General features: G+C 76.0%; 9 protein-coding genes. 3 read left to right on the top strand and 6 right to left on the bottom strand.

All coding sequences use genetic code 11. The features are described from left to right. Window positions 1-244 precede the first annotated feature (244 nt). Complete coding sequence (locus ACZ6Z8_RS05080; protein WP_465606482.1) at window positions 245-2,497, top strand: SpoIIE family protein phosphatase; 2,253 nt, start codon at window positions 245-247, stop codon at window positions 2,495-2,497. A gap of 51 nt (window positions 2,498-2,548) precedes the next feature. On the opposite strand, the gene ACZ6Z8_RS05075 is transcribed toward ACZ6Z8_RS05080, so the two are convergent. The 5 genes from ACZ6Z8_RS05075 to ACZ6Z8_RS05055 form a co-directional block, all read right to left on the bottom strand. Continuing rightward, window positions 2,549-3,622: a DUF2637 domain-containing protein gene (locus tag ACZ6Z8_RS05075; protein ID WP_465606481.1), complete on the bottom strand. Its 1,074-nt coding sequence runs from the start codon at window positions 3,620-3,622 to the stop codon at window positions 2,549-2,551. 237 nt (window positions 3,623-3,859) lie between these two features. Beyond that, window positions 3,860-4,786, bottom strand: coding sequence for a (2Fe-2S)-binding protein (locus ACZ6Z8_RS05070; RefSeq protein WP_465606479.1), 927 nt, complete (start codon window positions 4,784-4,786; stop codon window positions 3,860-3,862). Window positions 4,787-4,942: 156 nt separating this feature from the next. Continuing rightward, complete coding sequence (locus ACZ6Z8_RS05065; RefSeq protein WP_465606477.1) at window positions 4,943-5,800, bottom strand: hypothetical protein; 858 nt, start codon at window positions 5,798-5,800, stop codon at window positions 4,943-4,945. Between the two features lie 202 nt (window positions 5,801-6,002). Further along, complete coding sequence (locus ACZ6Z8_RS05060) at window positions 6,003-6,863, bottom strand: hypothetical protein (protein ID WP_402822557.1); 861 nt, start codon at window positions 6,861-6,863, stop codon at window positions 6,003-6,005. Window positions 6,864-7,025: 162 nt separating this feature from the next. Then, window positions 7,026-7,631 carry a nucleotidyltransferase family protein gene (locus ACZ6Z8_RS05055; RefSeq protein WP_465606475.1) on the bottom strand — a complete coding sequence of 202 codons (606 nt, stop codon included), beginning with the start codon at window positions 7,629-7,631 and terminating at the stop codon, window positions 7,026-7,028. A gap of 141 nt (window positions 7,632-7,772) precedes the next feature. On the opposite strand from ACZ6Z8_RS05055, the gene moaA reads away from it, so the two are divergent. Both moaA and ACZ6Z8_RS05045 read left to right on the top strand, forming a co-directional pair. Next, window positions 7,773-8,768, top strand: coding sequence for a GTP 3',8-cyclase MoaA (gene moaA, locus ACZ6Z8_RS05050; protein WP_465606473.1), 996 nt, complete (start codon window positions 7,773-7,775; stop codon window positions 8,766-8,768). Window positions 8,769-8,961: 193 nt separating this feature from the next. Beyond that, the gene (locus tag ACZ6Z8_RS05045) at window positions 8,962-10,563 is read left to right on the top strand and encodes an alpha/beta hydrolase (RefSeq protein ID WP_465606471.1); all 1,602 of its coding nucleotides are present in this window, start codon (window positions 8,962-8,964) and stop codon (window positions 10,561-10,563) included. Between the two features lie 176 nt (window positions 10,564-10,739). On the opposite strand, the gene ACZ6Z8_RS05040 is transcribed toward ACZ6Z8_RS05045, so the two are convergent. Beyond that, a complete protein-coding gene (locus ACZ6Z8_RS05040) occupies window positions 10,740-13,115 on the bottom strand; it encodes a glycosyltransferase family 39 protein (RefSeq protein WP_465606469.1) in 2,376 nt (791 codons plus the stop codon). Window positions 13,116-13,153: the final 38 nt, after the last annotated feature.

The following is a 13,153-nucleotide window of genomic DNA, read 5'->3' as shown; positions in this document are numbered from 1 at the left end:
CGTTCACGGAGCAAGCCGCGAACACAAGGCGGAGCGCAAGATTTCCGGCCCGTTGCCATTGCCGCTCGGCCGAACATTGGCCAGGATGGTGGGAATGTGTGTCCACGTGCGGGAAGCAGCGGGGAGACCGAACCTCGACTGACCACCGTCCGTCGGCACCGTCCGATCCAGCACGACCCATCACACCGCCACGCGGCCCGTCCGGACGGTCGGCGCGGTCCGCCACGGCAGCGGCAGGAGCAGCATGCCCACTGAGTCCGAGTCGCCGGGGCCGGCCCTTCCTCCCGGCGCGTCCGCCGTGGAGCCGCCGCCAGCCGTCCGCCCGCCCGCCCAGGCCACCCGCCGGAACTCCGTGCGCACGTCCCCCGCGCTCACCGCCGGGCGGTTGGCCCCGGTGCTGTCCGGCGGACTGCCGCCCTCCTCGGGCGACTCCATGCCGGACTGGCTGGAGCCCGCGATGGCCGCCAACGGCATCGGCTCCTTCGACTGGGACATCCGACGCGACGTCCTGGAGGGCGATCAGCGGGCCTGCACGATCCTCGGCCTGGACTCCGTCGAGCGGGAACGCTTCGACCGGACCGCCGCCTCCTTCCTGTCCCTGCTGCACCCCGAGGACGCGCCCGTGGTGCGCCGCCGGGTCGAGCGGGCCGTCGCCGAGCTGGGCCAGTGCGGCGCCTACTACCGCACCGTCGGGCCGAACGGGACGATGCGGGCGGTGCGCTTCCGCGGCCGGGTGCTCGCGGACGCCTTCGGCCGCGCCTCCCGGATGGTGGGCTTCGTCTGGGACGCCACCGTCGAGCTGCACAAGCGCGACCGGGCCGACCGGCTCGCCCAGCTGCGCGAGGAGCGCTCCCGGTTCATCAAGGAAGCCGCCCGCGCCCTCTCCGAAGCGGTCACCGTCCGTGACGTGGCCCGGGTGTTCACCGAGCTGCCGCTGCCCGGCCTGCCGCCGGACGGCCTGGTGCTCGCCTCCTTCGAGGCCGGACGGGCCCGGATCCTCGGCGCCTCCGGCTACCGCTCCCAGGCGCTCGCCGTCTGGGACCGCACCGTGCTTCCGGCCGGCCACCCGGCCGCCGAGGCGCTCAGGCACCGCGCCCCGGTCTTCATCTCCAGCCGCGAGGATTTCCGCGACCGCCACCCCGACGTCTGGGAGCAGACCAGCCGCACCGGCCGCGGCTCCTGGGCGTACCTGCCGCTGGTGGCCAGCGGCCGGGCGATCGGCGTCTGCGTGGTCAGCTTCGACGACGAGCGCGAGCTGGACGCCGACGAGCGCACCCTGCTGTCCACCCTGGGCGGGCTGGTCGCCCAGTCGCTGGCCCGGGCGCGGCTGCACGACGCCGAGCACGAGCTGGCGGCCGGTCTGCAACGGGTGATGCTGCCGCGCACCGTCCCGTCCATCTCCGGCGTGACCACCGCGGTGCGCTACCTCGCGGCCGGCTCCGGGCTGCAGATCGGCGGCGACTGGTACGACGTGGTGCCGCTGCCCGGCGGGCACGTCGGCCTGGTGATCGGCGACGTCCAGGGCCACGACGTGCACGCCGCCGGGATCATGGGCCAGCTGCGGATCGCGCTGCGCGCCTACGCCGCCGAGGGCCACCCGCCCGCCGCGGTGATGGCCCGGGCCTCCCGCTTCCTCGCCGACCTGGACACCGACCACTTCGCGACCTGTACCTACGCCGAGGTCAACGTGGACTACGGCGTGGTCTACGCGGTCCGGGCCGGTCACCTCGACCCGGTGGTGCGCCGCGCGGACGACACCGCCGCCGTGGTGCCGGTGGCCGGCGGGCTGCCGCTGGGCATCGACCCGGACCAGGAGTACCGGGTCACCCGGTTCAGCCTCGACCCGGGCGAGACGGTGCTGCTGTGCACCGACGGACTGGTGGAGGCGCGCGGCATGGACCTGGACGAGGGCATCGGACGGCTGACCGGCACCCTGGCCCGCCCGCTGCCGGTCGCCGACGAGTCGGCCCGCGACCCGCTGGAGGAGCTGGCCGACCGGATCGCCTCCCAGGCCGCCGACTCCAGCGAGCGCGAGGACGACATAGCGCTGCTGCTCCTGCGCTGGGACGGCCCGGCGGGCGGGCTCGCCGCCCAGCAGCTGCGCCGCCGGATCGGCCAGGCCGACCTGGCGCGGGTGGCCGAGGTCCGTGCCGAACTGCGCGACGCGCTGCGCCGCTGGGGCGTGGCCGAGTTCATCGACACCGCCGAACTGCTCTCCTCCGAGCTGGTCACCAATGCGATCCGGCACACCGACCGGGACGCCATGTTCACCGCCCGGCTCTACCGGGAGTCGGTCTCGGACGGCGGCCGGGCCCGGCTGCGGGTCGAGGTGGAGGACGAGTCGGACCTGTGGCCGACCCGCCGGACGCCGGGGGAGCAGGCCTCCTCCGGGCGCGGGCTGATGCTGGTCGAGGCGCTGGCGGACTCGTGGGGCGTGGAGCCGCGCGGGTCGGGGAAACGGATGTGGTTCGAACTCAGCGTCGCGAACGCGGCCTGAGCGTTCCGGACGCGGCCTGACCGGTCAGGGCCGGGGCCGGCCCTGACCGGATCAGCCGAACTGCTGCTCCAAGTCCTTCAGTTTGCGCTCCAGCGAGTCCAGCCGGGGCAGGGTGACGGTGTCCTCGTCGACGGTGAGGTCGATGGTGCGCCGCTCCGGACGGGCCGGCAGGCCGGGCTGGACGACGGTGCCCTCGGCCGCCTCGACCTCGCGCGCGCCGGGCTCGGGAGCGGCCGGGGCCCCGACCTCCCGCGCGCCCGCCGGACGCTCCGCCCCGGGCCCGCCGGTTATCGCGGACTCCGAGCCGGCCGACTCCAACTGCCGTGCGGCGCCGCCGCGTCCACGCCAGTGGCTGCTGCTCCGGTTGATCGCCCGGATCTCGGCCCGCTCCCGGCGGCCGGCCAGCTTGCGGCGCTCCTTCTCCAGGGCGCGTTCCCGCCTGTCGTCGCGGACCTCGTCCACCGCCTCGTCCAGGCTGCGTACGCCCTCCAGGAGCATCAGCGACCAGGCCGCGTAGGTTTCGCGCGGGGCGCGCAGCCAGCGGACGATGCGGATCTGCGGCAGCGGGCGGGGCACCAGGCCCTGCTCGCGCAGTGCGGCCCGGCGGGTCTGCTTGAGCGCCCGGTCGAAGAGGATCGCGGCGGACAGCGACATGCCGGAGAAGAACTGCGGGGCGCCGGCGTGGCCGAAGCCGCGCGGGGCGTGCACCCAGTTGAACCAGGCCGAGGCGCCGGCGAAGAGCCAGACCAGCAGCCGGGAGCCGAGCGCCGCGTCGCCGTGGCTGGCCTCGCGGACGGCGAGCACCGAGCAGAACATCGCGGCGCCGTCGAGCCCGAACGGTACGAGGTACTCCCAGCCGCCGGAGAGGCCGAGGTTCTGCACGCCGAAGCCGACCAGTCCGTGGAAGGAGAGCGCGGCCGCGACCCCGGCGCAGCAGAACAGCAGCGTGTAGGAGGCGGCGCCGTACAGGGATTCCTTGTTGCGGCGCCGTTCCTCGGATCGCTCCCAGGAATCCCCGCCGGCGGCGGATCCCCGGCTTCGGACCAGGGCCACCAGGAGGGCGCTGACCAGCAGCCCCGCTACCCCGGTGACGGCCCAGCCGAGCGGTATGTCGGACAATTTCATCGCCGGAACCAGCCTCGCTTTCTGCGTCGCGCGTCGTGTTCCTGCGCCGCCCACTGCGTTCCAGCAGCGCGGCGGGGACCATCATGACGGATGCCCGGCGGACGAAAGGCGGATTCGCCGTCAATGCGCTGGGGAGAGGGATTTCTGACCCGTCGCCTATCGCACTGTCATATGAATTCGCCGTACGAGGGTCCCGGAATGACGGGCTTTTCGAATCCTGAATCGGACGGATTTCCGTCAACGTCGCGTGACGCGGGGGCAGCCGCCGCACATCTCCCCGGGTTCCGCGGTGTAGACGAGGCAACAGCTGGCCCGGACCCGGTCCGTACCCGAAGCGCCGGTGCGGCCGGGCGCGGTGGGCGCGAAACCGGCGCCCGGGGTGAAGGGGGCGGGGGAGGGGGCGTGGGCCGGGCCCGCGCCGGGCGCGCACGCCGGTCCGGCGGACGGTCCTCCGGGCGCCAGCAGCGCGGACAGTTCGGCGCGCGCCCGCTCCCGCTCCCCGAGGAGTCCGCCCGCGTACCAGAGCCCCTCCACCACCGCGTCGGTGGCCATCGCCCACAGCACCCGCGGCCCGCGCCGCACCCGCGGGCCGAAGGCGGTCAGCACCGGGGCGAGGAACTCGCCCAGCGAGCAGCGCAGTTGGGCGGCCAGCGCGTCCTCGTCCGGCGCCGTACGGGCCCCGGGGGAGCCGGCCGCCGGGTCGTCCGGCAGGCAGACGAAGGACTCCGGGCGCACCGTCAGCTCCGCCGAGGCGGGGCCGCGGCGCAGCGAGACGTCGTCGGGGACGAGCAGCGGGACGCGCCGCTCCAGGAACCACGGCACGGTGAACAGCAGCGAGACCGACCAGACCAGGCGGTGCAGCCCGAAACCGGCCGCCACGTCCGGGCGCAGCGGCCGCCCGTAGCGGGCGAGGCCCTGCCGGGCGTCGTGGGCGACCAGTGCGCGCACGGCGGCCGGGTCGGCGGTGAGGTCGGCGAGGGGCAGCCAGCCGCCACCCCGGCGGGGCGGGGCGCAGCGCACGTCCAGGATCGGGGTCGACGCGGTCAGCCGGTGGTACGAGGGCGCGCAGGGGGTGGGGGTGTCCGGCGCGTGGGCCGGGGTGTGCGCCTCGGTGGTGCGGGGGGCGTACGGCACGGGGCCGGGCCGGGTGCTGCTCGCGGTCATGGCGGCCCCCATCGGGTCGACCGGGGCCGCTGGTGGGTCGACCGGCGGCCCCGGCCGCGATGCTCCGGGCCCGGCCGGACCGGGGCGCGGCGGTCCCGGGGAACGGCAAGGCGACCCGTCCGGGGCACTGCTCTCCCCGGACAGGTTAGGCTCACCTTAGCTGATTGTTCCCCAGGTCTCGCTGGCGATGGGCCCGTCCGGGGGAGGCCCCGGCGCGCGCACGGAGCCCGGGGGCGTGTTGGACAGCTGGCGTGCGAGCCAGACCGGCACCCCGCCCAGTGCGTGCACCAGGCGGGTGGCCTCGGCGCGCAGCCGTGCGGCCTCGGGGGGCTCGGACACCTCGGCGAGCGCGGCGAGCGCCGGCGCCACCCCCACCGTGAAGCCGAGTTGCTCGCGCAGCCGCAGGGAGGCGTCGAAGCCCTCCCGGGCGTTGCCGCGCTCCCCGCGCGAGAGCGCCAGGGCGGCGAGGTGCCGCCAGGTGTAGGAGCGCAGCAGTTCGTCCCCGCGCTCACCCGCGCCCTCGTGCGCCCGGCGGTAGGCGATCCAGGCGGCGCTGCGGTCGCGCAGCAGGTTCTCGGCGACCAGTCCGCGGCGGAAGTCCAGCAGTGGGCGGCCCGGGGCGTCCGGCGGCAGCAGGGCCGAGGTGCGGCCGAGCGCGGCCTGTGCCTCGTCGAGGCGGTCGCGCGGGCCGAGGACGCTGGCCAGGTAGGCGAGGAAGCCGCGGGCGCAGGCGGCGGCCGCGCGCTGTTCGGTGCCCTCCGCCAGGGCCTCGGCGAGTCGTAACGCCTGTTCCGCCTGGGCCCACTGCGAGGCGGTGAACAGGCACTGTTCGATGAGGAGTTCGGCCCGTGCGAGGGCGACGGTCGGGTCGTGTTCGGCGGCCGGGCGCAGCAGTTCGGCGGCCTCCTGCCAGCACCCCCGGGACCGCAGCCGCCACACGGTGTCGCCCGGTTCCTCCGCTGCCGCCCGCCCCCGCCCGTCCGGGCCGCTCGGGCTCCATCCGTGCTCCGACAACGCCACCTCCTTGTGTGCGCCATCCAGCAGGGCACGGACCTGCCCCTGGGGCCCTGCCGCCGCGACCGTGCGCATGGCGACGGCAGGGCGAAAGGCCCGCGCTGTGGCGGCAATTCAACACGGGGGCGAGCTTGTGCACCAGATCACGAGCGGAGGTTGTTGCTTTTGCCGGGCAAATGATCTAGAGGGGCGGGCGGTCGGGTCAGGAGGTCCAGCCGGTCTCCATCAGGGCCTCGGCGGCGCCGTTGGCGGGCTGCGGCACCCCGGCCAGGTCCAGGCTGAACAGGGCGACCAGCAGTTGTTCGCCGCGCACGGTGGCCTGGTGGGAGTACCCGGCCAGGGTGAACATGGCGGCGGCCATCTCCTCCGCGTGCAGGGTCTGCAGCCACAGGCACTCGACCGACTTCACGTCGGCGGGCTCGGTCCAGGTGTCGACCTGGGCGACCATCCGGCTGCCCAGCAGGGTGACCCCGTCGCGCTCCTGGGCCTCGGTCAGCTCCAGGTCGTCGAAGCCGAGCCACTCCAGGTAGCGGGCGGCGGTGAACACCGCGTCCTGCGAGGTGCGCACCGGGTGGGGCCGGAACGGGGCGCGGTGGCGGAACGGGCGGGAGCGGCCGGCCGAGCCGCCGGGGGCCGCGGGCGGGGCGGGCACCGGGGTGTTCACCGGGTGCGCCGGGTACGGGCGGGAGGCCTGCGGGCCGGGGGCGGCGAGCGGGCCGGCCGTGCCGCTGCCCAGCCGGGTGGTGCGGTCCACCGGGAGCCGTACGGTGGCACCGCAGTTGCAGGTGAACTCGGGCTGCGGCCACTGGTCGGAGCGGCCGCAGTGCGGGCAGCGCATGCTCAGCCAGGAGTCCTCCCAGGAGCGGAACCGCACCTGCACCGGCACCCCGCCGCGCAGCAGCGGCACCTTCAGCGAGGCGCCGCAGGGGCAGGGCAGCGACGGCGGCTCGTACAGGTGCTCGCGGCGGCAGGCGGGGCAGCGGATCGCCCGGGCGGCACCGCCCGCCCCGGCTCCTGGCCGCGCGGGGTCGTGTCCGGTGAAGTCGTCGGGCAGTCCTGCCATCGCGGGCTCCGTCCGTCGGGGTCGGGTGGGTGGATGGCTCCCATGCTCCCCGAAACCTCCCGTCCTGGGCGCGGAATGGGGCAATCCTCAGGGACAGATCAGGGCAGTCGGCTCGGTGGGACCCTTCGCAGGGAGGAGGGGGCGGCGGCGTACGGCGGGAGGTCAGCGGGCGGACCAGCGGGCCAGGTCGGCGGGGGTGTCGAGGTCGTCCGGGACGGCGACGTCCGCGCACTCGACCAGGACGAGCTCCGCGGCGTGCGCCGCCAGCAGGGCGCGGGCTCCGGCGTCGCCGGCGGCGCCCTCGGCCGCCTCGGCGAAGTGCCGCGCGCCGATCAGCACCGGGTGCCCGCGCCGCCCGCCGTACGCCGCGGCGGCCAGGTCGGCGCCGGCCCGGTGCGCGGCCAGCAGCCGGGCCACCGCGGCCGGGGTGACGCCCGGGGTGTCGACCAGCATCACCAGCACCGCCGGGGCGTCCGGCGCCAGCGCGGCCAGCCCGGCCCGCAGCGAGGAGCCCATGCCCTGAGTCCAGTCCGGGTTGGCCACCAGCCGGCAGCCCGGCAGGTGCGCGGTGGAGCGGACCCGGCCGCGCTCCGCCCCCAGCACCACCGTGACGTCCGGGCAGCCGCCGGCCCGTACGGTGGCCACCGCGTGCTCCACCAGCGGCCGGCCCGCGTACCGGATCAGCGCCTTGGGCCGCCCGCCGAGCCGGCGCCCGCCCCCGGCGGCGAGGACGAGGGCCGGGACTGCGGCGGGCGGTGTGTTCTGCATGCGCCCAGCCTGCCCGCTCCGGGGGCGCCCGCGCAGCGGTTCGCGGCTTGTACGAATCCACAAGGCGAAGGCGCAGGTCGGGGGCGCTCCCCGGTGGTTCGGCCGCTGGTCCGGCGGCGCGCTTGCCCCTGTACTGGGGCGATGAACACCGCACCGCGCCCGCTGGTGGACCGCTTCGGTCGGGTCCACACCGATCTGCGGGTCTCGCTGACCGACCGCTGCAACCTGCGCTGCACCTACTGCATGCCGGCGGAGGGGCTGGACTGGCTGCCCCGCGCGGAGGTGCTCGACGACGACGAGGTGGTGCGCCTGGTGCGGATCGCGGCGCACCGGCTGGGGGTGCGCTCGGTGCGGCTGACCGGCGGGGAGCCGCTGCTGCGCCGGGGGCTGCCCGGGCTGGTCGGACGGCTGGCGGAGCTGGGGGTGGAGCTGTCGCTGACCACCAACGGGATCGGCCTGGCGCGTACGGCGGTGCAGCTCCGGGAGGCGGGGCTGGGCCGGGTGAACGTCAGCCTGGACACGCTGCGCGCGGACCGGTTCGCGGCGCTCACCCGGCGGGACCGGATCGGCGACGTGTTCGCCGGACTGGCGGCGGCGAAGGCGGCCGGGCTGGACCCGGTGAAGGTGAACGCCGTGCCGGTGCGCGGGGTCAACGAGGACGAGATCGCGGAACTGGCGTCCTTCGCCGCGGAGCACGGCTACCGGATGCGCTTCATCGAGTCCATGCCGCTGGACGCACAGGGGAGTTGGGACCGGGCCGCGATGGTGACGGCCGACGAGGTCCTGGCCCGGCTGGGCGAGCGCTTCGACCTCGTCCCGGTCGGGCGCAGCGGCAACGCCCCGGCGGAGGAGTGGCGGATCGCCGGGACGGACACGGTGATCGGGGTCATCGCCTCCGTCACCCGGCCGTTCTGCGGCGGCTGCGACCGGGTCCGGCTGACCGCCGACGGGCAGCTGCGCAACTGCCTGTTCGCCACCGAGGAGTCCGACCTGCGCGCCCTGCTGCGCGGCGGCGCGGACGACGGGCGGATCGAGGCGGCCTGGCGGGCCTCGGTGGCCGGGAAGGGGCCCGGCCACGCCATCGGCAGCGCCGACTTCGTCCGGCCCGAGCGGCCGATGTCGGCGATCGGCGGCTGAGCGCGGCGGGCCCGGCGGGGAACGGGGGGCGCCGGAGGGACGGGGGCCGACAGGAAGGCCGTGCTGCAGCGGTGCGGCGGCTGACGAATCGTTTCACTTCCGCGGCGTCAAAGCCGCGACAGGACCGCGACGGGACGGGGAGGGCGACGTGCCCCCGGAGCGCGCCGGGTGGTATTCGTGGGCGGTGTCCCCGATGACCCCCCGCCTCCCGCGGCGCGCCCTGCCCGCCGTCGCCGCCCTCGCCGCCCTTCTCCTCGCCCTGCCCGTCGGCTGCTCCGGCACCGGCACCGGCATCGGCAGCGGCAGCGGCGACGCACGCGACGCGGGCGCCCCGGCGAGCCGCCCACCCCTCGCCGAGCGGGTCGCCGCCGACACCTCCCCGGCCCTGCGGGCCTTCTACGACCAGCGGCTCGACTGGGCCCCCTGTGACGCCGACGCTGACCCCGACGGCCAGGACGAACCCGTCCTGCAGTGCACCACCCTCAAGGTCCCGCTGGACTACGCCGATCCCGGCGGCCGCACCACCGACGTCCCGGTCGCCCGGGTGCCCGCCGCCGACCCCGGCCACCGCACCGGCGCCCTGCTGCTCAACCCCGGCGGGCCCGGCATCTCCGGCGTCAGCCTGGCCCGGCGCTGGAAGGGCAGCCAGGGCCCGCTGCGCGACCACTTCGACCTGGTCGGCTTCGACCCGCGCGCCGCCGGCGGCACCCTCCCCGTCCACTGCCTGGACGACCGCACCCGCGACCGCTGGACCGGCACCGACGACCCGGCCTACGACCACGGCCAGGTCCTCGCCGACGCCTGCCGCGCCAAGTACGCCGACGTGCTCCCCCACCTCGGCACCCGCAACACCGCCCGCGACATGGACGTGCTGCGCGGCGCCCTCGGCGAACGCAAACTCGACTTCTTCGGCCTCTCCTACGGCACCTACCTCGGCGCCCTCTACGCCGAGGAGTTCCCCGACCGCACCGGCCGGCTCGTCCTCGACGGCGCCGTCGAACGCAGCACCGACCTGATGCACCTCAACGGCGAACAGGCCGCCGCCACCGAGGCCGCCTTCCGCGCCTACGCCACCGGCTGCGCCGCCGACGGCGACAGCTGCCCGCTCGGCAGCGACCCGGCCACCGCCCCCCAGCGCCTCGCCGACTTCCTCGACGGCCTCAAGGACCACCCGCTGCCCGCCAGCGACGGCCGCCCCCTCACCGCGGCCCTCGCCTGGACCGGCGTCCTCGACGCCCTCGACGACGGCCGCCGCAACTGGCCCCGGCTGCGCGCCGCCCTCGACCCGGCCCTCGCCCACGGCGAGGCCGACGAACTGCTCAGGCTCGCCGACGGCACCACCGGCCGCGACGAGGACGGCCACTACGACACCGCCGCCGACGGCTACGCGGCCATCCACTGCGCCGACGCCCCGCTCGCCCCCACCGACGCGGACCTGCGCGCCGCCCTCGCCGACCTCGCCGCCCGGGCCCCGCTCACCAGCCGGCACGACACCCGGATCACCCTGCTCGACCCCGACTGCCGCCGCTGGCCGTACCGCTCCACCGAGCAGCCCCACACCGTCACCGCCGTCGGCAGCGCCCCGATCCTGGTGATCGGCGGGACGGACGACCCGGTCACGCCGTACGCATGGGCGCAGCGGATGGCGGCCGGGCTGCAGCACGGGGTGCTGCTCACCCGCGACGGCGACGGGCACATGTCCTGGGACCGCAGCGGGTGCGTGCGCGACGCCGTCGCGGCGTTCCTGGTGGACGGGGTGCTGCCGGCCGCCGGGACGCACTGCGCCTCGGACTGAGCCGGGGAACGCGAAGAGGGAGCGCGCCGCGCGAACGCGGCACGCCCCCTGGGGAGTTCGGGCCCCGGGTCAGGGTCCCGGGGCCCGAACTCCCGGCTCGGGAAGCCGGCTCCGTCAGGGCCTCGGCTCCGTCAGGGCCTCGGCCTCGTCAGGACGTCGGCCCGACGTCGGCCCGGTCAGGACGTGGGCGCCGTGAGGTCGTAGAAGGTGGCGCCGCCGACCGTCCTGGCGGTGAAGTGGCTGGTCACCCAGGCCTCGATCTGGGCGGCCTCGGTCTGCTGACCGTCTTCGCCGCTCTCGCCGCCGCCGAAGCCGCGGTGCGAGCCACCGGCGATGAACCAGTGCACCTTGCCCTGCTGGACGTACTTCTGGAAGCCCTCCAGGCTGAGCGAGGGGTCCGTGCCGTTGAAGCCGCCGAGGGCCATCACCGGCTTGCCGGTGGCGAGTTGGTAGCTCGCCGCGTTCTGCGAACCGGTGGTGGCGGCCGCCCAGGTGTAGTGGCCGGCGTCCTGCGAGAGCAGTGCCGCGGCCTCGTCGCTCACCTTGGTGCCGCCGAGCAGGCCGCCCATGCCGCCGCCGGGGCCGCCGGGACCGCCGGGGCCGCCGGGGGTGTTCGCACCCTCGGGGTCCTGGCCGCCGGGGAAGCCGCCCCCGAAACCGCCGGCACCGCTGTTGCCGCCGACGCCGCGCTCGTGGTGGCCGCCGGGGGCGGTGCCGCCGCCGGCACCGCGGCCGCCGCCGGGGAAGCCGCCCTGGCCTCGGGCGCCCTGACCGTTCTGACCACCCTGTCCGCCCTGGCCGAACATCCGGCCGTTGCCCATCGCGCCCTTGCCGCCCTTGCGGCCGAAGGCCCCGGGCCCGAACGCTCCCTTCACGGACGGCCCGGCGGTGACGATCGAGCCGTTGTGCGCGGTGCCCGCGGTGTCCACCGCGTACGCGGCCGGCCCGCCGAGCGCCGCCGCCAGACCCACCAGGCCCGCCACCGAGGCGATCCGCGCGCCCGTCCGCCCGGAGACCCCGCCGACGTACTGCCCGGCGACCAGCGCGACCGCCGCCGCCAGCCCGCCGGCCAGCACCGCCCAGCGCAGCCAGGGCAGGAAGTCGGAGCTGCGGCCGAGCAGGACGAACGCCCACACCGCCGTCACGGCGAGCACGCCCGCCAGCAGCAGCGCGTACGGCAGCCGGTGCCGTGCCCGCCAGAGCCCGTCCACGCCCATGCCGACCAGGGCCGCGACGGCCGGGGCCAGCGCCACCGTGTAGTACTGGTGGAAGATCCCGGACATGAAGCTGAAGATCAGCGCGGTGGAGATCAGCCAGCCGCCCCAGACCAGGAACGCCGCCCGGGCGGTGTCCGGACGGGCGTAGCGGCGGGTCGCCCACAGGCCGACCACCAGCAGGATCAGCGCGGCCGGCATCAGCCAGGCGATCTGCCCGCCGATGTCGCTGCCGAACAGCCGGGTGATGCCGGTCTGGCCCCAGCCCCGGTTGTGCGTCGCGCCGGCCGGCAGGTCGAGCCCGGCCGGGAGGTGGCCGCCGCCGCCCACGCTGCCGCGCTCGTTGCCGTCGACCCGGCCGAGGCCGTTGTAGCCGAAGGTCAGCGAGAGGAAGCTGTCGTCCTGCGAGCCGCCGACGTACGGGCGGGCCGAGGCGGGCAGCAGCTCCACGATCGCCACCCACCAGCCGGCCGAGACCACCAGGGCCAGGCCCGCGAGCAGGGTCTGCCGCAGCCGCCGCCAGAAGCCGGTCGGGGCCACGACCAGGTAGATCACCGCGAAGGCGGGCAGGATCAGGAACGCCGCCAGCGTCTTGGTGAGGAAGGCGAAGCCGAACATCGCGCCGGTGAACAGCAGCCACCGGGTGCTCGCCGTCTCGATCGCGCGCACCATCCCGTACGCGGCCAGGGTGAGCAGCAGCACCAGCAGGGCGTCCGGGTTGTTGAAGCGGAACATCAGCGTCGCGACCGGGGTGAGCGCCAGCGCGGCGCCGGCCAGCAGGCCGCCCAGGGGGGAGAAGCGGCGGCGCACCGTGGCGTACAGCACGCCCACGGTGGCGGCGCCCATCAGCGCCTGCGGGGCGAGGATCGACCACGAGGAGAGCCCGAAGATCCGCACCGACAGCGCCATCGGCCACAGCGAGGCCGGGGGCTTGTCGACGGTGATGAAGTTGCCGGCGTCGGAGGAGCCGAAGAAGAAGGCCTTCCAGCTCTGGCTGCCGGCCTGGACGGCGGCCGAGTAGAAGGCGTTGGCCCACCCGGAGGCGCCGAGGCCCCACAGGTAGAGGACGACGGTCGCGGCCATCAGCGCCAGCAGGGCCGGGCGCACCCAGCGAGGGTCGTCCGCGCGGCCGCGCCAGGCGCGGGCCGGGAGGGTGCGCAGCCGTCCGGACCAGGAGGCGGGGCCCTTGGGGCCGACGGGCGGCAGGGCCTGCTCGGGGAAGAGCGGCGCCGGGTCCGGCCGGCCGCCGGCGTCCGGCTGCGGCATCTCCGGTGGCGGGTAGTTCGCGGCCTCGGGCCACGGATCGCCGGCCGGAGGGGAGTAGCTGCTCGTGGTCATGCGCCATACCGTGCGTGGCGAGGCTGAGAGAACCGTGA

Source organism: Kitasatospora sp. NPDC101108 (assembly GCF_055584725.1).
This window is presented reverse-complemented; position numbering and strand designations above follow the sequence as displayed.

Bases quoted from the DNA above. Each gene is read 5' to 3' on its own strand.
- ACZ6Z8_RS05070 (WP_465606479.1), bottom strand. From the start codon at position 4,786: ATGACCGCGAGCAGCACCCGGCCCGGCCCCGTGCCGTACGCCCCCCGC.
- ACZ6Z8_RS05075 (WP_465606481.1), bottom strand. From the start codon at position 3,622: ATGAAATTGTCCGACATACCGCTCGGCTGGGCCGTCACCGGGGTAGCG.
- ACZ6Z8_RS05080 (WP_465606482.1), top strand. From the start codon at position 245: ATGCCCACTGAGTCCGAGTCGCCGGGGCCGGCCCTTCCTCCCGGCGCG.
- ACZ6Z8_RS05060 (WP_402822557.1), bottom strand. From the start codon at position 6,863: ATGGCAGGACTGCCCGACGACTTCACCGGACACGACCCCGCGCGGCCA.
- ACZ6Z8_RS05040 (WP_465606469.1), bottom strand. From the start codon at position 13,115: ATGACCACGAGCAGCTACTCCCCTCCGGCCGGCGATCCGTGGCCCGAG.
- ACZ6Z8_RS05055 (WP_465606475.1), bottom strand. From the start codon at position 7,631: ATGCAGAACACACCGCCCGCCGCAGTCCCGGCCCTCGTCCTCGCCGCC.
- ACZ6Z8_RS05045 (WP_465606471.1), top strand. From the start codon at position 8,962: ATGACCCCCCGCCTCCCGCGGCGCGCCCTGCCCGCCGTCGCCGCCCTC.
- moaA (WP_465606473.1), top strand. From the start codon at position 7,773: ATGAACACCGCACCGCGCCCGCTGGTGGACCGCTTCGGTCGGGTCCAC.